The 25,205-nt window shown below is 35.9% G+C and carries 28 protein-coding genes and 2 riboswitches; of the genes, 21 read left to right on the top strand and 7 right to left on the bottom strand.

Translation table 11 applies throughout. The features are described 5' to 3' along the window. The first annotated feature begins 238 nt into the window (after positions 1–238). From sigY to BLQ56_RS12575, 19 genes are all read left to right on the top strand, one after another. Complete coding sequence (gene sigY, locus BLQ56_RS12665; RefSeq protein WP_090854720.1) at positions 239–769, top strand: RNA polymerase sigma factor SigY; 531 nt, start codon at positions 239–241, stop codon at positions 767–769. Next, the gene (locus tag BLQ56_RS12660; protein ID WP_090854717.1) at positions 756–1,106 is read left to right on the top strand and encodes a YxlC family protein; all 351 of its coding nucleotides are present in this window, start codon (positions 756–758) and stop codon (positions 1,104–1,106) included. The genes sigY and BLQ56_RS12660 overlap by 14 nt, the downstream gene beginning before the upstream one ends. Next, the gene (locus tag BLQ56_RS12655) at positions 1,103–1,327 is read left to right on the top strand and encodes a sigmaY antisigma factor component (protein ID WP_090854714.1); all 225 of its coding nucleotides are present in this window, start codon (positions 1,103–1,105) and stop codon (positions 1,325–1,327) included. Before BLQ56_RS12660 ends, BLQ56_RS12655 begins: the two co-directional genes overlap by 4 nt. Beyond that, positions 1,324–1,530, top strand: a complete 207-nt coding sequence (locus tag BLQ56_RS12650; protein ID WP_090854711.1) for a hypothetical protein — start codon at positions 1,324–1,326, stop codon at positions 1,528–1,530. The genes BLQ56_RS12655 and BLQ56_RS12650 overlap by 4 nt, the downstream gene beginning before the upstream one ends. Beyond that, complete coding sequence (locus tag BLQ56_RS12645; RefSeq protein WP_090854708.1) at positions 1,511–1,825, top strand: YbjQ family protein; 315 nt, start codon at positions 1,511–1,513, stop codon at positions 1,823–1,825. Before BLQ56_RS12650 ends, BLQ56_RS12645 begins: the two co-directional genes overlap by 20 nt. 87 nt (positions 1,826–1,912) lie before the next feature. Further along, positions 1,913–2,021: riboswitch (TPP riboswitch) on the top strand. 309 nt (positions 2,022–2,330) lie between these two features. After that, positions 2,331–2,996: a thiaminase II gene (gene tenA, locus BLQ56_RS12640; protein WP_090854705.1), complete on the top strand. Its 666-nt coding sequence runs from the start codon at positions 2,331–2,333 to the stop codon at positions 2,994–2,996. Positions 2,997–3,030: 34 nt separating this feature from the next. Next, positions 3,031–3,612, top strand: a complete 582-nt coding sequence (locus BLQ56_RS12635) for an ECF transporter S component (RefSeq protein ID WP_090854703.1) — start codon at positions 3,031–3,033, stop codon at positions 3,610–3,612. Between the two features lie 18 nt (positions 3,613–3,630). Then, positions 3,631–5,097, top strand: a complete 1,467-nt coding sequence (locus BLQ56_RS12630) for an ABC transporter ATP-binding protein (RefSeq protein ID WP_090854700.1) — start codon at positions 3,631–3,633, stop codon at positions 5,095–5,097. Positions 5,098–5,111: 14 nt separating this feature from the next. After that, positions 5,112–5,912, top strand: coding sequence for an energy-coupling factor transporter transmembrane component T family protein (locus BLQ56_RS12625; protein ID WP_090854697.1), 801 nt, complete (start codon positions 5,112–5,114; stop codon positions 5,910–5,912). Between the two features lie 10 nt (positions 5,913–5,922). Then, a riboswitch (TPP riboswitch) is annotated at positions 5,923–6,027 on the top strand. A gap of 230 nt (positions 6,028–6,257) precedes the next feature. Then, positions 6,258–6,857, top strand: a complete 600-nt coding sequence (locus tag BLQ56_RS12620) for a thiamine phosphate synthase (protein ID WP_090854694.1) — start codon at positions 6,258–6,260, stop codon at positions 6,855–6,857. 15 nt (positions 6,858–6,872) lie between these two features. Then, positions 6,873–7,991, top strand: coding sequence for a glycine oxidase ThiO (gene thiO / locus BLQ56_RS12615; protein ID WP_338011851.1), 1,119 nt, complete (start codon positions 6,873–6,875; stop codon positions 7,989–7,991). A 17-nt stretch (positions 7,992–8,008) separates the two neighbouring features. Continuing rightward, on the top strand, positions 8,009–8,212 hold the full coding sequence (thiS, locus tag BLQ56_RS12610; protein ID WP_090854689.1) for a sulfur carrier protein ThiS: 204 nt from the start codon (positions 8,009–8,011) through the stop codon (positions 8,210–8,212). A 1-nt stretch (position 8,213) separates the two neighbouring features. Next, a complete protein-coding gene (locus BLQ56_RS12605) occupies positions 8,214–8,981 on the top strand; it encodes a thiazole synthase (protein ID WP_090854686.1) in 768 nt (255 codons plus the stop codon). Next, complete coding sequence (locus tag BLQ56_RS12600) at positions 8,978–9,997, top strand: thiazole biosynthesis adenylyltransferase ThiF (RefSeq protein WP_090854684.1); 1,020 nt, start codon at positions 8,978–8,980, stop codon at positions 9,995–9,997. The genes BLQ56_RS12605 and BLQ56_RS12600 overlap by 4 nt, the downstream gene beginning before the upstream one ends. A gap of 42 nt (positions 9,998–10,039) precedes the next feature. Beyond that, the gene (gene thiD, locus BLQ56_RS12595; protein ID WP_090854681.1) at positions 10,040–10,843 is read left to right on the top strand and encodes a bifunctional hydroxymethylpyrimidine kinase/phosphomethylpyrimidine kinase; all 804 of its coding nucleotides are present in this window, start codon (positions 10,040–10,042) and stop codon (positions 10,841–10,843) included. Continuing rightward, the gene (gene thiE, locus BLQ56_RS12590; protein ID WP_090854678.1) at positions 10,844–11,488 is read left to right on the top strand and encodes a thiamine phosphate synthase; all 645 of its coding nucleotides are present in this window, start codon (positions 10,844–10,846) and stop codon (positions 11,486–11,488) included. A gap of 909 nt (positions 11,489–12,397) precedes the next feature. After that, entirely contained in the window at positions 12,398–14,155 is a 1,758-nt protein-coding gene (locus BLQ56_RS12585; protein WP_090854675.1) for an ABC transporter ATP-binding protein, read from the top strand. After that, the gene (locus tag BLQ56_RS12580) at positions 14,152–16,167 is read left to right on the top strand and encodes an ABC transporter ATP-binding protein (RefSeq protein ID WP_090854672.1); all 2,016 of its coding nucleotides are present in this window, start codon (positions 14,152–14,154) and stop codon (positions 16,165–16,167) included. The genes BLQ56_RS12585 and BLQ56_RS12580 overlap by 4 nt, the downstream gene beginning before the upstream one ends. A gap of 454 nt (positions 16,168–16,621) precedes the next feature. Next, positions 16,622–17,884, top strand: coding sequence for a hemolysin family protein (locus BLQ56_RS12575; protein WP_090854669.1), 1,263 nt, complete (start codon positions 16,622–16,624; stop codon positions 17,882–17,884). A 215-nt stretch (positions 17,885–18,099) separates the two neighbouring features. Here the strand turns inward: BLQ56_RS12575 and BLQ56_RS12570 are convergent, their stop codons facing one another. Beyond that, positions 18,100–18,480, bottom strand: coding sequence for a hypothetical protein (locus BLQ56_RS12570; protein WP_090854666.1), 381 nt, complete (start codon positions 18,478–18,480; stop codon positions 18,100–18,102). A 380-nt stretch (positions 18,481–18,860) separates the two neighbouring features. Next, positions 18,861–19,073 carry an alpha/beta-type small acid-soluble spore protein gene (locus BLQ56_RS12565; RefSeq protein ID WP_090854663.1) on the bottom strand — a complete coding sequence of 71 codons (213 nt, stop codon included), beginning with the start codon at positions 19,071–19,073 and terminating at the stop codon, positions 18,861–18,863. A 201-nt stretch (positions 19,074–19,274) separates the two neighbouring features. Between BLQ56_RS12565 and BLQ56_RS24070 the strand changes: the two genes are divergently transcribed. Together BLQ56_RS24070 and BLQ56_RS12560 are read left to right on the top strand one after the other, a co-directional pair. After that, positions 19,275–19,400: a hypothetical protein gene (locus BLQ56_RS24070; protein WP_274380232.1), complete on the top strand. Its 126-nt coding sequence runs from the start codon at positions 19,275–19,277 to the stop codon at positions 19,398–19,400. Between the two features lie 286 nt (positions 19,401–19,686). Further along, on the top strand, positions 19,687–19,929 hold the full coding sequence (locus BLQ56_RS12560; protein ID WP_090854660.1) for a hypothetical protein: 243 nt from the start codon (positions 19,687–19,689) through the stop codon (positions 19,927–19,929). 67 nt (positions 19,930–19,996) lie between these two features. On the opposite strand, the gene BLQ56_RS12555 is transcribed toward BLQ56_RS12560, so the two are convergent. From BLQ56_RS12555 to BLQ56_RS12535, 5 genes are all read right to left on the bottom strand, one after another. Beyond that, complete coding sequence (locus BLQ56_RS12555) at positions 19,997–21,094, bottom strand: ABC transporter ATP-binding protein (RefSeq protein WP_090854657.1); 1,098 nt, start codon at positions 21,092–21,094, stop codon at positions 19,997–19,999. A gap of 121 nt (positions 21,095–21,215) precedes the next feature. Continuing rightward, the gene (locus BLQ56_RS12550) at positions 21,216–22,124 is read right to left on the bottom strand and encodes a PucR family transcriptional regulator (protein WP_175490287.1); all 909 of its coding nucleotides are present in this window, start codon (positions 22,122–22,124) and stop codon (positions 21,216–21,218) included. A 259-nt stretch (positions 22,125–22,383) separates the two neighbouring features. Further along, the gene (locus BLQ56_RS12545) at positions 22,384–22,569 is read right to left on the bottom strand and encodes a hypothetical protein (protein ID WP_090854651.1); all 186 of its coding nucleotides are present in this window, start codon (positions 22,567–22,569) and stop codon (positions 22,384–22,386) included. Positions 22,570–22,645: 76 nt separating this feature from the next. Then, positions 22,646–23,839 (bottom strand): YheC/YheD family endospore coat-associated protein, encoded by a 1,194-nt coding sequence (locus tag BLQ56_RS12540; protein WP_090854648.1) that lies wholly within the window; start codon positions 23,837–23,839, stop codon positions 22,646–22,648. Next, positions 23,836–25,200, bottom strand: coding sequence for a YheC/YheD family endospore coat-associated protein (locus BLQ56_RS12535; RefSeq protein ID WP_090854645.1), 1,365 nt, complete (start codon positions 25,198–25,200; stop codon positions 23,836–23,838). The genes BLQ56_RS12540 and BLQ56_RS12535 overlap by 4 nt, the downstream gene beginning before the upstream one ends. Between the last annotated feature and the right edge of the window lie 5 nt (positions 25,201–25,205).

Below are 25,205 nucleotides of genomic sequence, written 5' to 3'. Positions count from 1 at the left end.
CTTCGCGTCCGGCGGGTGACCAGTGAGCCTCCTCGTCGCTACTGCTCCTGCGGGGTCTCACTTTGGCCACTGGTCCCGCAGGAGTCTACGTGTATTCAGCCTGCTAGTAACTAGCATTTCAAGTTTTAAGTCTAAAAAACAAACTTTGATAAATAATTATTAACTGGTGAACTTTACTGCTTTTCGTTCGTATTAGTAATATAAGAAGAGTTAGCTGCTTATAAGGGGAGATAACGTTTTGGGGGAGAGAGAGTTAATAGAGAGAGCAAAGAAAGGTGATTCCCAAGCTTTTGCGATTCTATTTAAAGAGAACTATCCGTGTTTAGTTAGCTATTTGATAAAAGTAACGATGAAACCTGATATAGCAGAAGATATTGCTCAAGAAACGATGATGAAGTGTATAGAAAAAATCAGGCTGTATAATGGAAAATCAAAGTTTTCTTCATGGTTAATCACTATTGCCACTAACCACTATATTGATTCCTATCGTAAGAAAAAGAGAGAAGCCAATTGGATTTCTGAGGAACAATCTTTACGGAAAATGCAGTGGCAGTTTGAAAGCCAGAATGAAGAATGGACTGATGTAATGTCCTCCTTAGGCAGGCTTCCTGACCAAGTTAGAATCCCTATTGTACTCAAGCATTACTATGGGTATTCGTATGAAGAAATTGCTTCAATGCTAGAGTTAGCAATTGGTACAGTTAAATCTCGGATCCATAATGGCATTCTAACATTAAGAAAGGAGTTGAATGCTGATGAAAAAGAATAACACATTAGAGAATAATGTTCATCATGATTTAATTGATGAAGAATTACTTACACAAATAAATACTAACTTAAATAAGGTAAATCAAGTATATCCAATCTTTACTCCTGAGTTAGAATGGTTTCAACAAATGGCTGAAAGTCAACAACTAGCATTACGTAAAAAACTTAAAAAAGATCTTCTGATATTTTCACTTTGTGCATTATTTATATTAAGTGGAGTCTTTATTAGTTTAATACAAGCTCCTAAAGTCTTCTTCATCATTCAAGGTCTTGTAAGTCTATCAGCCCCAGTTATTGTTTACTTACAGTATCGAAAAGAACGAGTGATGGACATATGAATATGGTCACAAATGATTTAGCAATTATCATTCCAGTCATCATTCTTCTTGTAATCCAAAGTAGTTGGTTATTTTTAGATGCAAGAAAAAGAGGGCATAATTACTGGTTTTGGGGATTGTGGGGATTAATACAAGCACCACTTCCAACGATTTTCTATTTACTTATTGCACGAAAATATTTTCTAAGGTTGATAAAAAATAGGAAAGGTCAATTCAAATGAAAGAACATTTAAAGTACCTTTTACTAATCGTTGTCATTGTAGGGCAAATTATCGGGGCAGTTTTATTGTTTGTAAATATGAAGCTAGCCATTACATTTTATATCATTTATTTGATTGCACTCATTTTATTAATTTCGTTATTTATTAATGAGCGGCTAAAAGAAAAAAAGGAGGACGAGGATCATGATTATCGTGACTACTGAATTTGTACCAAATAAGGAGATTAAAGAGCTAAAGGGGTTTGTTAGAGGAAGTACGGTTCAATCTAAGCATATTGGCCGTGATATCATGGCTAGTTTTAAAACAATCGTAGGCGGAGAAATAAAGGAATACACTGAAATGATGGAGGAAGCAAGAAAACAAGCGATAGGAAGAATGGTTGATGATGCGAAGGCAAAAGGAGCCAATGCGGTAATTTGTATGAGACTAGAGACTTCAAGTGTCATGACAAACGCTTCTGAGATTATTGCTTATGGAACAGCAGTTATTGTTGAGTAGTTTGTTTGAATCATAAGAACAAATAAAAATAGTTTGACAATTAGACAAAACATGTTAATATTAGCACGTAATCTAAATTAATAGTATGTCGTCCACTAGGGGTGCCTTATCTGAAGGCTGAGATTAGAGTAATGCTTTAAGACCCTTAGAACCTGATCTGGTTTATACCAGCGTAGGGAAGTGGAGTTGTGGAATAATTTGAGTTACTAATAATTATCCAATACAACCACTTTCTTATGTTAGGTAAAGAAGGTGGTTTTTTTATGCACAATTTCACTCAGTGCACGGGGTGGAGTTGAGGCGGAACTTGTTTTTCTTGAAAATTGTCATTTATATAAATTCGTAGATAAAAGATCTAATTTCGTAGATATATTTTTATTTTCGTAGATAAATCTGCAATTTCGTAGATATATCTGTATTTTCGTAGATAAAGTTGAAATATCGTAGATAAACCTTAGGTTAATTTTTGAAATAGAAAAAGATACATAAATTGAGGAGGAATAATATGAAATTTTCACAAATTCTAAGAAAAGAAGCTGATTTAATTTGGGAAGCAAGCTTTAACCATCCTTTTGTTAAGGGAATCGGTGATGGAACGTTGTCACTAGAGAGCTTTCGTTATTATGTAATGCAGGATGCGTATTATTTAAGTCACTTTGCAAGGGTACAATCGCTCGGTGCTGCAAAAGCAAAAGATCTTGCAACTACAAACCGAATGGCTGCTCATGCTCAAGGAACTTATGAAGCTGAATTATCGTTACATGAGAACTTCTCTAAACGTCTTGAAATCACAGAACAGGAGAAAGCAAACTTCAAGCCTGCTCCAACAGCATACGCATACACTTCCCATTTATATCGTGCAGCATATAACGGGCACCTTGGGGATATTATTGCAGCTATTCTTCCTTGCTATTGGTTATATTATGAAATCGGAGAAAATTTAATGAAGTGTACACCAGAGGAGCCTATCTATCAAGAATGGATTGCAGCATATGGTGGTGACTGGTTCAAAACACAAGTTGAAGAACAAATTAATCGACTTGATGAGATTGCTGAAACTGTAACAGAAGAAGACAGAGAACGTATGAAAGAACATTTCATTATTAGTAGTCAATATGAGTATTCGTTTTGGGAAATGGCATATCGTCTAGAAAACTGGCCAATTAAATAGAAATAAAATCATTTTAAGAAAAGGGGAACAAAACATGACAAAAGGGTTAAAGCTCACAGATATTTTAGTTACAATCGTAATTGCAATTGCATTTGGTATTGTTTATATCCTTTGGGGTTCACTTTATTATGCAGTTAAACCATTGGGGTTACATTTAGATCAATTTTTATATGGAATGTGGTTTATTGCAGCACCAGTTGCTTATCTAATCATTCGAAAACCAGGAGTCGCATTAATAGCTGAAATTGCAGCAGCTTCAGGAGAATTTCTTTTAGGGTCACCATGGGGATTATCAGTATTGTTATATGGCGTTGTCCAAGGATTGTTTTTTGAATTGGTGATTATGTCTGTGAAGTATAAGAAGTATAATTTAGCCGTCATTATTTTGGGAGGTCTTGCAGCTACATTAGGGTCTGTGATTATGGACTTTGCATACGGTGAAATAGGCGATTTAGCAGCATGGAACCTTATTTTATATCTTGTGATGCGTTTCATTGGAGGAATCGTATTCGCGGGGATTGTACCATATTATTTAGTAAAAGTGTTAGAGGCAACAGGTGTCACGAATCTTGTTCGACCAGCATCTAAAGAAGATTATGATGCGTTAGATAAATAGCAGCCTGGGGTGAAAGAAATGAACACAATTGCTGAAGTAGAAAAGCTTCGCTTAAAATTCACAGGAGGTGAATCCTTGTTATTCAAGGATTTATCCTCTTCTTTTTATAAGGGAGAAAAGGTGCTCCTACTTGGTCCTTCAGGGTGTGGCAAATCAACCTTATTACAAGTCCTATCAGGGATTATTCCAAATTCAATTGAAGTTCCAATGAAAGCGGAAAAAATTACAACTCCGGGCTCATGGGGATATGTATTTCAGGATCCTGACACGCAATTTTGTATGCCGTTTGTAGATGAAGAAATTGCCTTTGTATTAGAAAACCTAGAGGTTCCAAGGACTGAAATGAAAAGGCGTATTCTTGATTTACTAACCCAGGTAGGTCTTCACTTTGATGATATTCATACAAATATCAGTACATTATCGGGTGGAATGAAGCAGAGATTGGCAATTGCTTCAGTGTTAGCCTTAGACCCTGATGTATTGTTCCTTGATGAACCAACAGCGATGCTTGACCCTCAGGGAACAATTGATATATGGGAAACAATCAAAAAGATTGGTGAAGAAAAGACTCTTATTATCGTAGAGCATAAAATTGATCATGTGCTGGAATTCATTGACCGAATTATTCTTTTTAATGCAGATGGAGAAATGATAGCAGATGGAAAGAAAGAAGAAGTTCTGTCTCAATATAAGGACGAAATGAAAGAACATGGGATTTGGTATCCTGGCGTTTGGGAAGATTATCTTAATCTAAAGGACCCTATTAATCCAACAACATCTAATGTTCCAGAAAAAGTTCTCAATTTGTCGGAATTTAAGGGCTATAGAGGTAAGCAGGAAAAAATAGCAGTTGAACATGTAGATGTCTATAGTGGAGAATGGATTGTTGTTAAGGGAGAAAATGGTGCTGGTAAAAGTACATTGCTCCATGCGTTGATGCAATTCATTAAAACGAAAGGTCACTATGAAATCAAGGATATTCCTATAAAAAAAGTAAAAAAACTTACAGATGAAATGACTTTTGTATTCCAAAATCCCGAATTCCAATTTGTTACAAATTCAGTGTTTGAAGAAATTGCTTTTTCCTTAAGACTTAACAATTGGAGTGAAAAGGAAATTGAACTAAAGGTTGAAGAACTTTTAACAAGATTTCAATTAGTTAAGCACCGAACTAAGCATCCTTATCAATTATCGATGGGCCAAAAAAGAAGACTAAGTGTTGCGGCTTCAATTGTAATGGAACAAAAAATTATGCTATTAGACGAACCTACATTTGGCCAGGATTCGAAAAATACTTTTGCTCTACTTGAAATGATTGAGGCTGATCGTTTGAAGGGTTCGATTATTATTATGGTTACACATGATGAATATATTATGGATCATTTTGCGACTAGGCTTTGGACCATACATGATGGGAAACTAATTGGAGATGAAGTGATCGAAAGAAGTAAGCAAAAAGTAAGTCGCCCAGTACTGCATGTGTAGAGGAGGAACACCGCGTGCAAAATGATTTTTCATATAAAGATACATGGCTTCACCATATTAATCCGAGTTTAAAATTGATTGTAATCATTCTATTATTTATAGGTGTTTTACTTATTCATGATATCAATTTTATTATTAATTTCACAATTGTTGCTTTTATTTTATTTATTGGATTTACTGGACATCCGCATAGAAGAATACTATTGCTGAGTTTGCCTTTTCTACTCGTGTTTATTTCAACAGCCTCTACTATGATTTTGTTTGGAAAGGGTGAAATCAGCTGGTTTAAATGGGGACTCATCCATATTACTCAAGAGAGTTTCTTTAGAGGAATTCATATTGGGTTTCGAGCAATTATATTTGCAGCGTTGGGACTCACTTTTGCATTAACAACACGACCAGTATTCTTATTTTATTCATTAATGCAGCAATTAAAACTTAAGCCAAAATACGCATATAGTTTTATGGCAGGTATGCGTTTAATACCCATTATGATGGAAGAGTTCCAAACGATTCGAAATGCAATGAAGGTTAGAGGTGTAGAAAGTAAGAGAGGGATAAGAGCCTTCTTTGGTAAGTTTATTACGTATTCGATTCCATTATTATCTCAGAGTATCCGTAGAGCTCACAGGATTGCAGTAGCAATGGAGGCAAAAAGATTCTCTGATGTTAAAAAAAGAACTTATTATTATGCGATATCGTTTTCACGGAATGATGTATTCTTTATAGGCTATTTTACTATTTTACTATTAATAGGTTTCTACCTAGCGATTCAATACCCATACTTTTCTATTCACGACATCCGATTTAATTAACAATTTCATAAAAGAGCACTAGGGGAGTCAAAAGATGACTGAGATGAATAATTGATTCAGACCCTTTGAACCTGATCTGAGTAATATCAGCGTAGGGAAGTGGCGTTTCATTAGTTACATTTTTAGCCACTCTATACACTCTATGGGGTGGTTTTTATTTTTGGCTGTCTTCTTAAAGTTTGTTGTTTTAGACATAAAACACTAAAAAGCTAGTTTCTAGCAGGCTGAATACACGAGGAGGCTCACTGGTCACCCGCCGGACGCGGAGTGTATTCAGCCTGCGGCTTTAAAAGTAACAATCTATTCGAAGACGGACTTATTATTTAAAAGGATAAGGAAACTTATATGAAACAGAAAGAGTTACATATTATTTCAACTGGCAACCAAACACCTCAAGCGTTTTGTGAGATTGCTAGACTGATTCAAAACGACGTTTCGTATTTTCATATTAGAGAAAAGTCTTTTACTGCTAAAGAATTCTATGACACTGTCATGCTATTAGTAGAAGGAGGTATATCCTTATCTAAAATTATTCTAAATGACCGTGTTGATGTCGCTTGTGTGACTGGTGTATCTGGTGTTCAGTTAGCTTATCATAGTTTAAAAGCTTCTTTAGTGAAAAAAAGCTTTCCAAATTTAAGGATAGGCTCCTCGGTTCACTCTGTAGAAGAATTGACAAGTGCACAAAATGAAGGAGCAGATTATGTCTTTTTCGGGCATATTTATCCTACAACATCAAAACCAGGTCTACCTGGTAGAGGGGTAAAAGAACTTCGTATAATAACCGAAGTCTCTAAAGTACCTGTCATAGCAATTGGTGGGATCAACCCCTCTCATGTAAAAGAGATAATAGATGCGGGGGCTAGTGGAATAGCGCTTATGTCAGGGGTATTAGAAGCAAACAACCCAGTAAAAATGGTAAAAGAATATGCTTCCAAATTATAGGAAGGACTGATAAATGTGAGTTACGATTGTATTGTCATTGGTGGCGGTGTTAATGGAGGCTCAATTGCATATAGTCTAGCCAAAAGAGGAAAGAAAGTCCTGTTATTAGAAAAGGATCGTGTAGTTAGTAAGGCTTCTAAGGCTGCAGCTGGTATGCTAGCAGCCGGTGGTGAGTTTGTTGAGGATGGTCCACTTTTTCAATTAGCAAGAAAAAGCCGAGCCATGTTTCCAGAAGTTGCACAGGAATTAAGAGAATTAAGTGGAATCGACATTGAATTAATTAACAAGGGAATGTATAAAATAGCCTTTTCTGAAGATGATGAAGCTGATTTAAAAAGAATAATAGAGTTTCAGAAACAAGAAGGAGAAAAGGTGGACTGGATTTCAGCTAAGCAACTTAGAGTTCAGGAACCAAGACTATCTTCAGCAATAACAGGGGCGATGTATTTACCAAGTGATGGTCATGTTTCAGCCCCTAATTTAGCATTTGCTTTTCTTAAATCTGCTGCAAAGTTAGGCGTAGATATAAAGGAATTTATTGAGGTTTATTCAGTAATTATGGAGAATGGGATCGCAACAGGGGTAATGACAACAGAAGGAGCTTATTTTTCAAATCAGGTAATTTTAGCGGGAGGGGCTTGGAGTAGCAAAGTGCTAGCAGATACTAACATCAGACTAGATACATATCCTGTTAAGGGTGAATGCTTCTCTGTAACAAGCCATCAACAACTATTAACAAGTACTATATTTTCGCATGGTTGTTATCTTGTACCAAAAAGTGGTGGACGAATTATTGTTGGAGCAACTGAAAAGGCAAACACATTTAGTCAATCTGTATCATTTAATGGAATTTCAGGCCTTATGGAGAAAGCAAAACGAATTCTACCAGCAATCGTAGAAGCTGAATGGGAAATGGCATGGGCAGGTATAAGGCCACAAACAAGTGATGGTTTACCGTATTTAGGAGAACATCCAAAACATAAAAACCTATTTGTAGCAACAGGTCATTATCGAAATGGAATCTTACTAGCCCCTATTACGGGCGAACTGATTGCTGATTTAATAGAAGAAAGACAAATGATGCTAGATATAGCATCATTCAGCATTGAACGTCATGTCAAGCAACCAGTTTAAAGGAGGAGTAAGGAATCATGGAGTTAATAATAAATGGAGAAAAGGTTGAATTGCCAGAAACAATTGAAACTGTCTTTTCATTATTGGAGTATTACGGTTTAAAAGAAAAAGTGGTCATTGTAGAACTAAATGAAACTATCTTAGAGAAAAGTGAGCATCAAGAAACAAGAGTAACTGATAAAGATCGAATTGAAATCGTACATTTTGTAGGGGGCGGATGATATGTTAAAGATTGGACATTATGAATTTTCATCAAGATTGTTATTAGGAACTGGTAAATATCCAAATTTTGATATTCAAAAAGAAGCAGTGGCTGTATCAGAAGCAGAGATTTTAACGTTTGCTGTTAGAAGAATGAATATATTTGAGGAGAGTCAACCTAATTTCTTGGAGAAGCTAGATTTAGAGAAGTATACTCTTTTACCAAATACAGCAGGAGCAAAAACAGCCTCAGAGGCAGTCAGAATTGCAAAATTAGCAAAGGCATCTGGACTTTGTGATATGATAAAGGTTGAAGTAATTGGTTGTCAAAAGACATTACTTCCTGACCCGGTTGAAACACTAAAAGCGTCAGAGGAACTATTAAAAGAAGGATTTATCGTTTTACCATATACTTCAGATGATGTACTACTTGCTAAACGGTTAGAAGAATTAGGTTGTCATGCAATTATGCCGGGAGCGTCACCAATTGGTTCAGGCCGAGGCATTGTAAATCCATTAAACCTGAGCTTTATTATTGAACAATCAAATGTTCCTGTTATTGTTGATGCAGGTATTGGAACACCATCTGATGCGGCTATCGCAATGGAAATGGGTGCTGATGGTGTATTATTAAATACAGCGGTTTCTGGTGCAAATGATCCAGTTAAAATGGCAAAGGCAATGAAGCTTTCTATTGAGGCAGGAAGACTGGGATTTGAGGCTGGACGTATCCCTAAGAAACGTTATGCTACAGCAAGTAGTCCAATGGAAGGAATGAGCATTAGTTGAGTGACAGATATTCACGACAAGAGCTTTTTACTCCAATTGGAAGTGAAGGACAATTAAAGATTAGAGATAAGCATGTACTAATCATTGGTGCAGGGGCTCTTGGAACAGGAAGTGCAGAAGGACTAGTAAGAGCGGGTGTTGGGAAAGTCACAATTGTTGATCGTGACTATGTTGAATATAGTAATCTTCAACGTCAAAATCTATATACAGAAAATGATGCAACCAATCGAACACCTAAGGCAGTTGCAGCAAAGGCTCGCTTAGAACAGATCAACTCAGATGTGAAGATTGAATCGTTAGTGATGGACGTTTCTATTGAAGAAATCGAAAAACTAACTAAAGATGTTGACTTAATAATGGACGCAACCGATAATTTTGATACAAGGATGCTTATAAATGATGCATCTCAAAAGTATAATATTCCTTGGATATATGGTGCTTGTGTTGGAAGCTATGGAATCACTTACACGATTATTCCTGGAGACACGCCCTGTCTACATTGTTTATTAGAGACAGTCCCAATGGGAGGATTAACTTGTGATACTGCGGGAATTATTAGTCCAGCCGTTCAAATGGTTGTCTCCTACCAACTAGTGGAAGCTCTGAAAATCTTAGTAGAGGACTATGAAGCGTTAAGAAGAAAGTTAGTGTCATTTGATTTATGGAAAAATCAACAGACCTTTATTAATGTGGATAAAGTAAAGAAAGACCGTTGTTTTTCTTGTGGGCCTGAAAGAAGATTCCCTTTTTTGTCTTTTGAAAATCAAACAAAGACAGCTGTTTTATGTGGACGAGATACAGTTCAAATTAGGCCACCTCGTAAATTAGAGCGTGATTTAGATCAATTAGCAATCATTCTTTCTTCTCAGGGTGGAAGCATTGAACAAAATCCATATTTACTTTCGTTTACATTAAAAGAGCATAGATTAGTGGTTTTTAAGGATGGACGTGTACTCGTTCACGGGACAAAGGATATCTCAGAGGCAAAATCGTTGTATCATCGTTATATTGGGTAATTATTGTAGGATCTCCTTTAGATCCATTAGGAGGAATTTCAGATGCAAGTTGCAAAGGCTTTAACAATTGCGGGCTCAGATAGTGGAGGTGGCGCAGGAATTCAGGCAGACCTAAAAACATTTCAAGAGCTGGATGTCTTTGGGATGTCTGCGATTACTGCAGTCACTGCACAAAATACTATGGGTGTGCACGGAGTATATCCACTATCAATTGAAGCAGTTGTTCAGCAAATTAAAGTCATAGCTGAAGATTTATCACCAGATGCCGTCAAAACTGGGATGTTGTTTAGTGCTGAATTAACAGAGGCGGTCGCTAATCAAATTCATACTTCCAGCTGGTTGAAATTAGTTGTCGATCCCGTCATGGTTGCTAAAGGTGGGGCACCATTATTACAAGAACAAGCTGTTGATTCATTAAAAAGGAATTTAATTCCGTTAGCTCATGTGATTACACCTAATATCCCAGAAGCTGAGATTATTGTTGGCTTTGCAATTGATACATTTGAAAAAAGAAAAGATGCAGCCAAGGCAATATTTCAACTGGGAGCACAGAATGTGGTGATTAAAGGTGGACATGGTGAAGGTAGTGAGGTTACCGATCTTCTGTTTGATGGTAAAGAATTCCATCTATTAAAGAGCATGAGAACAGAGACGAAACATACCCATGGTACTGGATGCACGTTTGCGGCAGCAATTACAGCCGAAATAGCAAAAGGAAAGACGGTTGTTGATGCTGTGACTACTGCGAAGGCTTTTATCCAAGCAGCAATAGAAGATACGCTCGGCATAGGATCAGGGCATGGGCCAACTAATCACTGGGCATATCGAAGACGAGGTGCTAAGTAAATGAATACAGTAAGAGATATGTTAAAGCTTTATTTTGTAATGGGAAGCCCAAATTGTACTCGTAATCCACGACAGGTTTTGAAAGAATCAATAGACGGTGGGGTAACGCTTTTTCAGCTCCGAGAAAAAGGACATGGAGCACTTCAGGGAGAAGAAAAGAGACAATTAGCGAAAGAATTACAGGCGATATGTAAGGAAAATAACGTTCCCTTCATTGTAAATGATGATGTTGACCTAGCGATTGAGCTCCAAGCAGACGGTGTTCATATTGGACAAGAAGATGAACCTATTGATGCTGTAAAAACAAAAATTGGATCAATGCTATTAGGTGTGTCAACACATAACATCGAAGAAGCGTTACTTGCAATCGAAAAAGGTGCAGATTACATTGGAGTAGGTCCAATGTATGAAACAAAGACAAAGTCAGATGCACGTGATGTGATGGGGCCATTAATGATTAAAAACATGCGGAGTGAGGGCATTGAAATTCCAATCGTTGGAATTGGTGGCATCTCACTTGGTAAAGTTAGAGATGTTATGAATGCCGGCTCTGATGGTGTTGCTGTCGTTTCTGCAATAAGTCTTGCCAACTCAGCAAAAGACGCCGCAGAAGAGTTAATGAATGAAATAAGAAGTAGTGATTGAGACTTCTTTTTACTTGTCTTATAAAAATAGATGCACAAGAGGGTTGTTATGCCCTTTTGTGCATTTTTTTGTAACTTGTTGTTAGAGCGGGTGGGGTTGAAAGACTGAAAGACAAAAAGGGTGGGGTGGACTTGGAAAAAGACTTTCATCGGGGTTATGAAAGACAAAAAGAGCAGGCTGAACAAGCAAAAAGACTTTCATCGGGGTTATGAAAGACAAAAAGAGCAGGCTGAACAAGCAAAAAGTCTTTCATCGGGGTTATGAAAGACAAAAAGAGCTGGCTGAGCAATCAAAAAGTCTTTCATCGGGGGTATGAAGGACAAAAAAACTGGATGAACAAGCAAAATGTCTTTCATCAAAAATCCACATTGAGAAAAACCAAGATTAAAAACACAAAGCGCTTACATCTAGAATGTAATAAACAAAATTATTAATGAAGTAACAATTGACAAAATAAAGTCATTGATGATAAGCTAACAAAGGAAATATTTTCTATAAATTGGAAAAGGAGGGTTTTGAAATGGAAAACTTAAGAGATATGCTTCATCATCAATTAAATAATACTACCGTGACCCTACCTTTGATTGAAATCTAAACCATCTATTACGATGATCACTTTCAAAAATTAAATGTAGCACAGGTCACGTTTGTCGTGATGTGTGCTTTTATTATGGGGAATTTTTTCATTCTTAATCAGGAATGATTCTCTAAATCATAGGCATATCGCAATTAAGCGTTATGCCTTTTATCATTGTTAAACTTTCCATTCATTGCAATGGGGTGTTTATAGATATTACTAATATGAAGGAGGAAGTTTTATGAATGTAGTAGGTGCAATTGGAATGATGTACACAGGAGATCTAGAAGGTGGTTAGTTACGTTTGGACAATGTAGGGAGGGACAAAAAAGATGTTATCAGTTTTAGTTAAATTAAGTTGGTTTTTTAAGCAATATTGGAAAAGGTATACTGTAGCCATTCTTTTATTGATTTTTGTTGGGATTTTGGAAATTATTCCACCAAAATTAATCGGAGTAGCTATTGATGAAATACAAACAGGTGCATTAACAAAGGACAAATTAATTCAGTATATTGTGTTTTTAACAGTTTTAGCGATTGTTATTTATGGGGTTACTTATACTTGGATGTATAAACTCTTTGGTGGGGCCTTTTTGGTTGAACGTATCATGCGTGGAAGATTTATGAAGCATTTATTAAAAATGACACCACCATTTTATGAAAAAAATCGTACTGGTGACTTAATGGCTCGTGCCACTAATGATTTAAAGGCGATTTCACAAACAGCTGGATTCGGGATCTTAACCTTAATTGACTCAAGTGTATTTATGTTAACAATATTATTAACAATGGGTTTTCTTATTAGTTGGCCATTAACGTTTGCAGCATTAATTCCTTTGCCAATCATGGCTGTTGTGATGCAAATTTATGGTAAGAAGATTCACATGAGATTTATGGAAGCCCAAGATGCATTTGGGGATATGAATGACCAAGTATTAGAGTCAATTGCAGGTGTTCGGGTCATTCGTGCCTATGTCCAGGAGCATGCCGATGAATCGCGTTTTCACAAACTAACAGAAGATGTTTTCAATAAGAATGTAAAGGTTGCTAAAATCGATTCTTTATTTGAGCCAACTATGAAAATTCTTGTTGGTATAAGCTATCTTATCGGACTTGGATATGGTGCATATCTTGTGTTCCATAATACCATTACATTAGGAGAGTTAGTTTCATTTAATGTGTACTTAGGAATGATGATTTGGCCAATGTTTGCGATTGGTGAATTAATTAACGTCATGCAACGAGGGAATGCTTCACTAGATCGAGTAAATGAAACACTTGCATACAAACCAGATGTATCAAATCATCATGAGCTTATATCTGTTGATGTACCTAACGGAATTCGATTTAAAGATGTAACATTCCAATATCCAACATCAAGTGTTGTTAATTTGCAGAATGTATCATTTAACATCAAAAGAGGCCAGACACTTGGAATTGTAGGGAAGACTGGAAGTGGTAAAACAACTCTTGTTAAACAATTACTAAGAGAATATCCACTAGGTCAGGGTGAAATAACCATTTCGAATATTCCTATAGAGAATATTGATATCCAAGAAATCCAAGGGTGGATAGGATATGTACCACAGGATCATGTTTTATTTTCAAGATCTGTGAAAGAAAATATTCTATTTGGTAAAAAGGATGCAACTGAAGAGGAGCTTCAAAAGGCTATTGAACTTGCGGCCTTTACGAAAGATTTAGAGACGTTATCAGATGGATTGAACACGATGGTTGGTGAAAAAGGAGTATCACTATCTGGAGGTCAAAAGCAACGAATTTCAATTGCTAGAGCATTGGCTGTGAATCCAGAAATCTTGATCTTAGATGATTCCTTATCAGCAGTTGATGCTAAAACAGAAACTGCAATCATTGAAAATATCAGGAGAGAAAGAGCAGACAAAACAACAATTATTACTACACATCGCTTGTCTGCTGTAGAACATGCAGATTGGATTGTCGTTCTTGATGAAGGAAATGTGATAGAAGAAGGTACACATGAACAACTTTTAGCGGCGAATGGTTGGTATAAAGAACAATTTGATCGACAACAAGTTGTGGAAAAGCAAGAAAGTGGGGTGTCTGCATGAAAGTAGGTAAAAGACTCTTTAACTACGCCCTTTTATTTAAAAGAACCATCATCTTTGCACTCATTATGTTGGCTATTGCAGTAGCGACAGAATTAACTGGTCCTTTTATTGCAAAGAAAATGATTGATGATCATATTCTTGGGATAGAAAATGTTTGGTATGAAACGAATAAAAGTGATGAAGCAGTAGCCTTTCAAGGAAACTGGTATAAGCGTTCAGATCGAATTTACACAGATGATGAAAAGATCGCAGAGGTTCGAATTCTCCAGGTTGGTCGTTCTTATTATTTTGTTGATGAGCCTATTGAATTTGATGGCCAAAGAGTCGTAAATAATAATGAGTTAATCATCTCAAGAAATGATAAAGTGGAAAGCTATGAAGTCGAGAAGCTCTCCAAAGATGAACTATTTAACTTTTATAAGCCAGAAATACCAATGTTAATAAAGTTGATTGCTCTTTATTTCGGGTTACTAGTTATCGCATCGATCTTTACGTTCGGACAAAGATATTTATTACAAACCTCGGCAAATCGAATTATTCAAAAGATGAGAGAAGATGTGTTTGCACAGATCCAACGATTACCAGTTAATTATTTTGATAATCTTCCTGCTGGGAAAGTTGTATCTAGAGTTACAAATGACACAGAAGCAATTCGTGATTTATATGTGACTGTTCTAGCTAACTTCTTTACTGGAATTATCTATATAACAGGAATATTTATTGCATTATTTTTATTAGATGCAAAGCTTGCATTGATTTGTATGGTGATTGTCCCGATTCTCATTATATGGATAAAGGTATATCGCAAATATGCGTCAAAGTACAATCATAAAATTCGTTCAAGATTGAGTGACATTAATGGAACAATTAATGAATCCATCCAAGGAATGTCAATTATTCAAGCATTCCGTAGACAAGAAGAGGCAGATAAGGAATTTGATGTCTTAAACGACGAGCATTTTACTTATCAAAATAAATTATTGAATCTTAATGCTCTAACTTCACATAATTTAGTGGGTGTGCTAAGAAATATTTCGTTCGTCGCATTAATATGGTATTTTGGTGGAGGGTCACTCGGCCTGGATAGTGTGATTTCTTTGGGGGTACTATACGCTTTTGTTGATTATCTAAATAGGTTGTTCCAACCGATAACAGGAATGGTTAATCAATTAGCCATATTAGAACAATCATTGGTTGCGTCAGAGAGGGTATTTGAACTATTAGATTTAGAAGGAATAGATGTAAGTTCCGATGAAATTCCTCGGTATAAGGGGAATGTGGCATTTGACCATGTTTTCTTTGGTTACAAAGAAGGAGAACACGTGTTAAAGGATATTCACTTTGCAGCTAAGCAAGGAGAAACAGTAGCACTAGTTGGCCATACTGGGTCTGGAAAAAGTTCAATCATGAATTTGTTATTTCGCTTCTATGATATTAATGAAGGGAAAATCACGATTGATGGTATGAATATAAATGAAATTCCTAAACAAGTACTAAGGAAGCATATGGGAATTGTATTGCAGGATCCTTATTTATTTACAGGGACGATTGCGAGTAACGTGAGTTTGGATGATCCATCTATTTCGCGTGAAAGAGTGGAAAAGGCATTAAATGATGTAGGGGCAGATCAATTATTGAAAAGTCTTCCTAATGGTTATGATGAGCCAGTAATTGAAAAGGGTAGCACTTTATCTTCTGGCCAGCGTCAGCTCGTATCATTTGCACGTGCATTGGCATTTGATCCAGCCATTCTTATCTTGGATGAAGCAACAGCAAGCATTGATACCGAAACTGAGGCTATCATTCAAAATGCATTAGAGGTTCTTAAAAAAGGAAGAACTACATTTATCATTGCGCACAGATTATCGACCATCAAAAATGCTGATCAAATACTTGTACTGGATCGTGGAGAAATTGTTGAAAAAGGAAACCATTATGAATTAATGGAACAACGCGGCAAATACTATCAGATGTATGAACTACAGCAAGGAAAGGCAACTGATATTGCTTAAATTGGTGTTCACAAAAGATTAATAATAAATCTAAATAAATGACACAGATAAGTTCACAACTAAACCTTTATAGATGCTACCCTTAAAAAGGATTATTCTAATCTTTTATGAGGGGGAGTAAAATGGAGGAGCTTTCTGTAACATTGAACATTGCTTCAGTTATTATTATTACTCTTTTTATTGGTTATAACTTATTAGAATCATGAAGAACCAATGTAAAGTGCCTGACACGCTCTCAAATATTTCTAGTGTTTAACCTGGAGTATGAGAGTTGTGGCAGGCATTATATTTTTTAGGAATATATTGACTAATATTAATTCTCTTCTTGTTTGTTTTTTGTTATTATAGGATTAGCATATTTTTCTCTAAATATCTGATGGAATAAAGTATGTTTATCTTCAAAGTGCAATAAAATAAGTTTTAGGTAGTAAAAATATTAGGAGTGTGAACATTCTTGGGCGATTTGCCACTGAGTATAATTTCTTTATTGGTTTTTTTAATCTTTTTATCTGCATTCTTTTCAGCAACAGAAACTGCTTTTTCAAGTGTAAACCGAATTCGCTTAAAAAATTATAGTGATGAGAACAGACGAGGCAGTAAAAAAGCACTGTACATCTCAGAACATTTTGATAAAGCATTATCAACAATTTTAATTGGGAATAATATTGTTAACATTGCAGCAGCTTCTATTTCTGCTAAAGTGGCAGATGACTTATTCGGTGGAAATACTGGTCTTGTTATAAGTACTGTTGTCATGACCATTTTAATTTTGATTTTTGGCGAGATTCTGCCAAAGTCGTTCGCTAAAGAAAATGCTGAAGCATTTGCATTAGCCATTTCAGGAATACTCTTTTTCCTAATGAAGGTCTTATCACCCATTACTTACTTGTTTGTACTACTGAAAGTAGCCGCATCCAAGCTTATCAAAAGTAAAGATGATTCTCCGTCTGTAACTGAGGAAGAACTCAAAGTGATGATTGACTTAAGTGAAGAAGAGGGTGTAATTGATAATCAAGAAAAAGAACTTGTCCATCGTTCCTTGGACTTTAATGATATATTAGTCGGTGAAATTCTAACTCCTAGAATCGACATGGCAGCTGTGGAGGTATCACAGTCCATTGATGAAATAAGAGATATGTTTTTAGAAGAACGTTATTCAAGGGTACCTGTGTACGAAGATAATATTGATAATATTATTGGAGTTCTTTCTGAGAGAGAATTTTTAAGCCAACTCGTGCAAAATAATGAAATTAGTATTAGAGGTTTACTTCGAGATCCATTCTTTGTCGTTAGAAGCATGAAGATATCAACCCTTCTTCCAGAACTTCAGAAACATAAGACTCATATGGCCATTGTTGTTGATGAATTTGGTGGGACATCAGGTTTGATCACTCTAGAGGATATACTAGAGGAAATCGTTGGGGATATTTGGGATGAACACGATGAGAAAGTAAAGAATATTAATCAAATAGATGAAAAAAATTATGAGTTTAATGCAGAATTACCTCTTGATGACTTTGTAAAATTAGTTGATATAAATGAACCAGATACATCTTATTACACATTAGGTGGATGGATTTCAGAGGCGCTTGAACGAATACCTACAGTTGGAGAACATTTTGACTATGAACATGTAACAATTACAATTCAAGAGGTAGAAAATCGAAGAATACGAAAAGTTGGCGTCATTATTAATGAACCACTTCCAAATAATTAAGAAATGAGAGGAGCCATTTATGGCTCCTCTTTAGAGTGTAGACAAAGTTTAATTTATAAAACCCAGGCTGATTGAAAACGCTTGAAGTCGAGGCGCGAACCCTTGGGAGGAGCGGAGTTACCATGAGGGTAATGAGCACTGAGCGAGGATTCGCAACGAAGAATGCGAGCGTTTGTCAACAGCCTGAGAGGAGCCATTTATGGCTCCTTTTTGTGTTAGTTGATTTCACGATTTATGGTTTCAGAAAGCTTAAGTGGTTTTGTGGGTTTTAATTTATTTTCATATGAATAAAATTGGAACAAAGTTTTGGTTTCATTTGTAATTAACAGTTCTAATATATACGAACCATTTGTGCCTTTCGTTTCTAAGTAAAACACCATGTTATTTAGCTTTAGTTCATAAAAGTAATAGTGAATCCCAAGTAAAAACTTTTGTGAAAAAGACGTATTGGGATGTGAAGCAACAAATGAAGCAAGTTCTTCAACTGAGAATGTAGGCTCATGTAAAAGCGTTTCAATTCGTTCAACAATCAAGTGAGTAGTCTGTTCTACCGACTCACGTGTTTTTTCAAGGATGGATTGCAATAATTGATTCATTTAGAATTCCCCCTGTTACTCATTTTGGTCCCTTAGTTATATCTTTGCCTAATTTAAAATAAGTAAAGAGGCCAATATTAGGGAAACAACTAATCCTTTTTGAGAAGAGTATCAAGTTCTTGTTGTTTCATTTGTTCCATGTAGTAAATCTGTGGGAATCGAATGTGGACGATATATTCGTGGAAGAGGGTATAGGAGACAAATGTGACGAGTTTCCAGTCCACTGCTTCAAACATACATATGACCCCCTTTCTTGTAATAGTAGGAAGATTTAGCATTTACTCTACTATATGGGGTTTATGGTTTGTCTGATACAGTTTCTAATAATAAAAAGGTCCCAAGAGAACTTGGGACCTAAGGCCATATTATGAAATTTTTAATTATTGTCCGTTAAAACCGCTCATAGATTGTTGAGCCATAGAAACTAGACGCTTAGTAATTTCTCCACCAACTGATCCGTTAGCACGAGAAGTAGTTTCTCCACCTAAGTTTACACCAAATTCTGATGCAATCTCATACTTCATTTGGTCAATCGCTTGCTGAGCTCCTTGAACTAGTAATTGGTTGCTGTTTCCACTGTTGTTGTTTGCCATGTTCTTTCAGCTCCTCTAAAATTTTTTTTGGTTGGGTTTGCTGGTATTGCACCAACTATGGATATAATGATCCATTGCCTCTTGGCGAACCCAATAATGTTTTTGTGTGTTACGTTTATTAGAATGTGTAATTTTTTATTTTTTATTCACTTTTTTTTATTTTTTTTTTTAAGTTTTAAACGCCTTTCCTGGGGGTGCTAAATGCTCATTGATTTAATTGATTTAATTTATTTAATTCCCCTGCGTGTAATAAGTATTATGGCAGGAGAAGGCGAAATCTATTCAAAAAATATAATGGAAAATGATTCCTTTAATAATCATACATAGAGTGAACGGTACGTCTTAAAATAGTAATGTAGTTATTAATAAAAGCTGTTATCGTAAAATGTTGCTATTTGACTAGGTTAGGTTGATTTGCACTCCAGGTATGTGCTTTCCTTGGTGCAGGGATGAACCTATCGTCGCCAAGCTCCTGTGGGGTCTCATCCTTCCTGCGCATCCCGCAGGAGTCACATACCTTCCGTTCCAATCAACGAGCTCTACCAAAGTAAATAAGTCTTAAAACAACAATCTTTTAGATAACAGCCTTAATAAAAGAAGGATGGTAGCCATTATGTACATTTGTCCGCTTTGCAATGGCTTTGAAACAGCTGATTTCCATTGTGTTACTTGTGGTCAGCAATTAATGGACGGTGGGAGAGTAATTGATTACTTTGATGATTACAGTGCCTATATGGAGATAGATGGAATGAAACAAATTGATGGATTTGCAACAACACTTAGTGAACACAAATGTGCGCATTTATTTTACTGTGAGAATTGTTCGTTGTCAGAAATTAAATTAATACAGGAATAAACAAGGGACTGCACATATTAAATGTGCAGTCCCTTGTTATATATATATCAATTAATAAGGGGGCCTATTAACGGATTCTTTCTTCTGTTTCAGCATCGAAGAAATGAACTTTGTTCATATCAAATGCTAAGGCTAATTCTTGACCTGGTTTAATATCTGTACGAGAATCAACACGAGCAACGAATTCTTGTCCAGCTACTTGAGAGTATAACATTGTTTCAGCACCCATCAGTTCTGCAACTTCGATTTTAGCTGTAACTGTTGTGTTTTTAGAAGCATCAATGAATACTGGCTCATCATGAATGTCCTCTGGTCTAATACCAAGAACTACTTCTTTGTTTGAGTACCCACGATCACGTAACACTTTCATTTTGCCTTCTGGTACAGCAACTGTAACATTACCAGTAACGAAGTTATTGTCTTTTAGAGTACCTGTGAAGAAGTTCATTGCAGGTGAACCGATGAATCCAGCAACGAATACGTTTTCTGGGTTATCATAAACTTCTTTTGGAGCTCCAACTTGTTGGATAATACCATCCTTCATAACAACAAGACGAGTAGCCATTGTCATCGCTTCAGTTTGGTCATGCGTTACATAAATAGTTGTTGTTTGAAGACGTTGGTGAAGCTTTGAAATTTCAGCACGCATCGCTACACGAAGCTTTGCATCAAGGTTTGATAAAGGCTCATCCATTAAGAAAACCTTTGCATCACGAACGATTGCACGACCAAGTGCAACACGCTGACGTTGTCCACCAGATAACGCTTTTGGCTTACGATCTAAATATTCTGTCAGACCAAGAATATTAGCAGCATTTTTTACGCGTTGATCGATTTCCGCTTTAGGAAACTTACGTAGTTTAAGACCAAATGCCATATTATCATAAACATTCATATGTGGATATAATGCATAGTTCTGGAACACCATCGCGATGTCACGGTCTTTTGGAGCTACATCGTTAACACGCTTGTCATCAATGTAGAAATCTCCTTGTGAAATTTCTTCTAATCCAGCAATCATACGTAAAGTAGTTGATTTACCACAACCAGATGGTCCTACGAATACGATAAATTCTTTATCTTGAATGTGAAGGTTAAAATCAGTTACTGCAGTTACATCTTTGTCATAAATTTTATAAATGTTTTGTAATTTAAGTTCAGCCATTTTAGTGCCTCCTATGATTTTGTTTTGAAATCGTTTTCTTTATAACCATAGTTTAGCGTAATCGGCCTATTATCGTATATGTAAACGTTGCACAAAGAAATGAAAGTGCTTTCGTGCATGTCTACGAATCTAAGAATTGTTCTTGATTTATAATGGCTAAGTATGTCGTGATTGCACCTTGAAAGTGCTTAATATCAATCCCTGTTTTTTCAATGAATTTGTCTATGCGATACTGTAGACTATTGCGATGCATGTACAGTTTTTTTGCTGCTAAACTAACATTTAAATTGCTTTCCAAAAATACTTTCACGGTGTCAAGTAGTTCTTTATCTGAATGTAATTCTTGTAATACAGAGTCTGTTAGCTTTTGCTTTAAGAGGGGGTTTAGTTCCTCAAGAATTATATAGGGTAGAACCTCATGTAAACGAAAGGTAGTACGTTTAGACAGAAATTGAAGCGATTTATTAAAACAAGTTTTTTCCCACAGAAAATCCTCTTTTAGACCTTTGTGAAAAGGATAGACTTGTCCAATAAAAAAACGAATGGTTATGTAGAAGTCAGTTGTGATGGTATCGGAGATTTCTTCAAAGTTGACTTGAAAATCTTCCTTTTGGTCAAAATGTGTATCAATTACGATTCCATGACGATCATTTTCCCACAAGATATTAATGGTATAAGGAAACATAGCCTGTAAAGCTTCGCTAAAATCAGTAGGCTCTGTAATTGGCTTATTTGTTTGAAAATGGATAAATCGGCAGGTTTGGTAGTTCTTGTTAATTATTACAGAATCTTGTGAGCCAAAGAGAAAATTAAACCACGATTTCTGTTCTTCATTCATTTGGATTGTTCGCTGTTCAATAGGTGTAAATAAAGTTGATAGTAGGGACCGTTCACGCTCAGATATCTTTTTTATATCCAACCCAAATGTAATTCCTTCATCAGAAACATACCATTGATAAAGATTTTTCAAGTCAACAGTATACCCAAGGACAAACGCATCTTTGTAATGATTTTTTAATTTTTCTAACATAAACCATTTCTCCTCTATAGTATTCGTCTTATGCCTGTCGGGGCTGAACAGGCACCTTGCGCTTTTCTTATTGTCTAGCTCCAGGTGCCATCGGCTCGGGGTCATAAGCCAATCCGTCTAGAAGGTTAAAAAGCAACCTTCAAGCCGGCTCGTCTTATGCCTGTCGCCGATAAGCGGGCACCTTGCGCTTTTCTTTTTATTATAACAAAAAAAATAAGGAGAGACTTGGTTTTGTCTCATCCTTATTTGTACGATTATTTTATCCTTCGTTTGGTGGGTCTTCGTGTGGTAAATCCCGTGCTTCTTCGATGTTTGTAGATCCATGATATCGGTTCACAGTTCCACCTGCTAGGCCGTCATCAATGAACCGCTCAATATCGATTAATGCTTTTTCCCTACCTTCATTAGGTAAATCTTCACGTTCTTTATTATTATAAGAAGCCATTAGAAATCCCCCTTTAACATTTATTGTTTGATTAAAGCCAGAGAATCAATAATGGTAATTTATGTGTAAAGAAAATCTAGTTTTGATAATCCTTCGCTTGTGTAATTAGGAAGGCTATTAGATTAGCTAAACCGTCATTTCTAATATGAGGTTCATCGAAGACCATTGGTTTGGAATTGACCTCGAATATATAATAGTCATTTTTAGGAGTTTTCCCAATGTCAACGGAAAACTCACCAATTGATGCTTTTAAATCTTTACTTAGTTGATGGCCAATTTCCTCCACAATGTTGCTTAGTAGCTTTTCATTAATACGATCTTCAACAATAGATAAACTTATAATTTTTCCCCCGTTAGGAACATGTGTAGTAAGATCGTTTTTTCCAGACAATCTAATCCCAGTACCACTTATCCGGTAGTGATTATCATGACTTAGATGAACTAGAATACGAATATCATACCGTTTAGATTCGAACGTATCAGAGACAATTGATTCTTGCACTAAGTACTTATCTTTTTCTAAGAAGGGACCTAAGTAGTTATCTAGTTCAATTAGGCTATTGAAGTGCAGTTGTTGGTCTAAGGAAGCAAGCGAAAAGCCGTGATTGTGTTTTCTTATCCTAAAAAGACCTTTTCCTTTATGACCTTGGTCTGATTTAAGGTAGACACATTTATATTTCTCAATCATCATAATCAAGGAATCTAATGAATATAGGGTTGTGTCAGGAAGATAGCTCTGTATTTTTGGATTTTGTCTCAATGACTGATAAACAGACCATTTCGAGAAAAAGGAGGGGTTAAAATATGGGATGTTCTTTTGTTCTAATAGTGTTAGTAATTGTGAATAGTCAAAGTCCTTTTCCATTTTCCGATAAGGTATTCGATTGTACACGATATCAGGTAACGGTGTTTTAATTCGTACCCATTTTTTAACTTTTCTAAGATAATAAAATCCATTTACTTCGCTAGCTCCTACTGATGATGGTGTGAACACTACACATAAAGATCCTTGTTTTTCCAGTTCTTTCTGTATCCGAATGAAGGTAGCTGCATTACCACTAAATGTCGTTTTAGTCTTAGAATTCCCTGCTAAAATTCCAACAATTGGGCTTAGTCTTCCACTATTTTCGGATATAGAGAAAGGGAGCATTGTTTTCACATTGCCCCCGAAATAGGAAATGACTTTCTTTTCCTTTCCCCACGTAAATTTCTGTGATTGTAATTGATGATACCAGTTTTTTTTTGTTGGGTCATAGTAAACTTGAATCATTGATGAACTTCCTCTGGCTTTTTTATCGTAGTTTCAGTTAAATGAATGGCATATTGAAGAAATAATTTCCTTGTTAACAGATCATTTTCACGTAATCTTGGATGTGCAAAAATGGATCGACCTGGCTTAGAATTAGCTTCAAAAACCCATATATTTCCTTGCTTATCAATACCTAAATCGAAACCAATCTCTCCAATCGTCCCAACAATTTTGCTATCAATTGCTTTACTTAGAGCCAAAGCTGTATGTGCTAGTTTTTGTGTTATTTCCTGACATTCTTTTGTATCAGTGAATATTTCATCTAACGTTTTTACAACACCACCACTATTAATATGGGTTGTAACACTTCCTCTACCGGCAATTTTCCCAGCAATGACACTTAACTGCCACTTTCCTTCCTTGTTTTTATTCGTATGAACACGGAAATCAATGGTCTTATGATCGGTTCTTAGAAGGGTAATCCCTTGTTGAACAATATAATGTTTGAGTTGTTTTTTTCTAAATAAAAAGTTGATCAGTGCTTCAAGTGATGAATACTTTTGGAGACGATTTTTTTGCGTCTCAACATCTTTAAACCTACAATAATAAGCTTCTTCTTCACGTGAATAAATAATTTGGAATACGCCCAGGCCAAGACTCCCATTTGCTGGTTTTAAGTAAACATGTTGATATTTAGATAACATTGTCTCAATCAATGCAAAGTTTGGATTTTTATGTGTTTCAGGTAAAAAGGAAGAGACGTTATCAACATTCATTAATAATTGGTGTATTTCCCATTTATCAAAGAACCCTGGGTTAAACCATGGAATTAAATACTCTTGAGTTAGTTTTTCTTTCACTTTTTTTAAGGCTTGATGATTTTCAATTCTTCGGTTGGGCAAACGATCATAAATAACATTTGGGAAAGGGACTTCAATCTTTTTCCAACCATCTTTTAGATAAAATAAACCAGTTATTAATCCATTTTCCCAGTCAATGTGGTGTGCACCAAATACAAAGGGAATCGCACCTACAGCTTTCTCCGCAGAAAGTAGTTTAGAAAAAAAGATCGATCTTTCACCAATAGGTCTCAATAAGCTATCCGTAAATCCTGCAGTAAAAATCCCAACTAGTGGACCTAAATACAGAGTATTTTCATGGACAATTAAATAAGTAGTACTATTATTTGGTAATTTAAGAGTAGTGTAGAGGTCTTCTGAAATAGTTAGTATTTTCTCTTCACTGTCTGTCAGTTTCATCCTACATTTGCATGAGATTGTTCCAAATGCTACATGTGTAATCTCACCCAGATGTTTAAGTTGTTTGGGTAAATAAATGGTCGACTCTTCACCTGAAATTATATTTATCTGTAATGTATCCATAAACC

Source organism: Litchfieldia salsa, from assembly GCF_900104555.1.
GTDB lineage: Bacteria > Bacillota > Bacilli > Bacillales > Bacillaceae_L > Litchfieldia > Litchfieldia salsa.
The sequence above is the reverse complement of the archived record's forward strand: the minus strand, read 5'-3'. Positions and strand labels throughout refer to the sequence as shown.

Bases quoted from the DNA above. Each gene is read 5' to 3' on its own strand.
- BLQ56_RS24070 (WP_274380232.1), top strand. From the start codon at position 19,275: ATGCTCATTGATTTAATTGATTTAATTTATTTAATTCCCCTGCGTGTA.
- BLQ56_RS12540 (WP_090854648.1), bottom strand. From the start codon at position 23,839: ATGATTCAAGTTTACTATGACCCAACAAAAAAAAACTGGTATCATCAA.
- BLQ56_RS12585 (WP_090854675.1), top strand. From the start codon at position 12,398: ATGTTATCAGTTTTAGTTAAATTAAGTTGGTTTTTTAAGCAATATTGG.
- BLQ56_RS12580 (WP_090854672.1), top strand. From the start codon at position 14,152: ATGAAAGTAGGTAAAAGACTCTTTAACTACGCCCTTTTATTTAAAAGA.
- tenA (WP_090854705.1), top strand. From the start codon at position 2,331: ATGAAATTTTCACAAATTCTAAGAAAAGAAGCTGATTTAATTTGGGAA.
- BLQ56_RS12570 (WP_090854666.1), bottom strand. From the start codon at position 18,480: ATGAATCAATTATTGCAATCCATCCTTGAAAAAACACGTGAGTCGGTA.
- BLQ56_RS12635 (WP_090854703.1), top strand. From the start codon at position 3,031: ATGACAAAAGGGTTAAAGCTCACAGATATTTTAGTTACAATCGTAATT.
- BLQ56_RS12565 (WP_090854663.1), bottom strand. From the start codon at position 19,073: ATGGCAAACAACAACAGTGGAAACAGCAACCAATTACTAGTTCAAGGA.
- BLQ56_RS12645 (WP_090854708.1), top strand. From the start codon at position 1,511: ATGATTATCGTGACTACTGAATTTGTACCAAATAAGGAGATTAAAGAG.
- thiD (WP_090854681.1), top strand. From the start codon at position 10,040: ATGCAAGTTGCAAAGGCTTTAACAATTGCGGGCTCAGATAGTGGAGGT.
- thiS (WP_090854689.1), top strand. From the start codon at position 8,009: ATGGAGTTAATAATAAATGGAGAAAAGGTTGAATTGCCAGAAACAATT.
- BLQ56_RS12605 (WP_090854686.1), top strand. From the start codon at position 8,214: ATGTTAAAGATTGGACATTATGAATTTTCATCAAGATTGTTATTAGGA.
- BLQ56_RS12660 (WP_090854717.1), top strand. From the start codon at position 756: ATGAAAAAGAATAACACATTAGAGAATAATGTTCATCATGATTTAATT.
- BLQ56_RS12655 (WP_090854714.1), top strand. From the start codon at position 1,103: ATGAATATGGTCACAAATGATTTAGCAATTATCATTCCAGTCATCATT.
- thiE (WP_090854678.1), top strand. From the start codon at position 10,844: ATGAATACAGTAAGAGATATGTTAAAGCTTTATTTTGTAATGGGAAGC.
- BLQ56_RS12620 (WP_090854694.1), top strand. From the start codon at position 6,258: ATGAAACAGAAAGAGTTACATATTATTTCAACTGGCAACCAAACACCT.
- BLQ56_RS12545 (WP_090854651.1), bottom strand. From the start codon at position 22,569: ATGGCTTCTTATAATAATAAAGAACGTGAAGATTTACCTAATGAAGGT.
- BLQ56_RS12560 (WP_090854660.1), top strand. From the start codon at position 19,687: ATGTACATTTGTCCGCTTTGCAATGGCTTTGAAACAGCTGATTTCCAT.
- BLQ56_RS12650 (WP_090854711.1), top strand. From the start codon at position 1,324: ATGAAAGAACATTTAAAGTACCTTTTACTAATCGTTGTCATTGTAGGG.
- BLQ56_RS12630 (WP_090854700.1), top strand. From the start codon at position 3,631: ATGAACACAATTGCTGAAGTAGAAAAGCTTCGCTTAAAATTCACAGGA.
- BLQ56_RS12550 (WP_175490287.1), bottom strand. From the start codon at position 22,124: ATGTTAGAAAAATTAAAAAATCATTACAAAGATGCGTTTGTCCTTGGG.
- BLQ56_RS12555 (WP_090854657.1), bottom strand. From the start codon at position 21,094: ATGGCTGAACTTAAATTACAAAACATTTATAAAATTTATGACAAAGAT.
- BLQ56_RS12535 (WP_090854645.1), bottom strand. From the start codon at position 25,200: ATGGATACATTACAGATAAATATAATTTCAGGTGAAGAGTCGACCATT.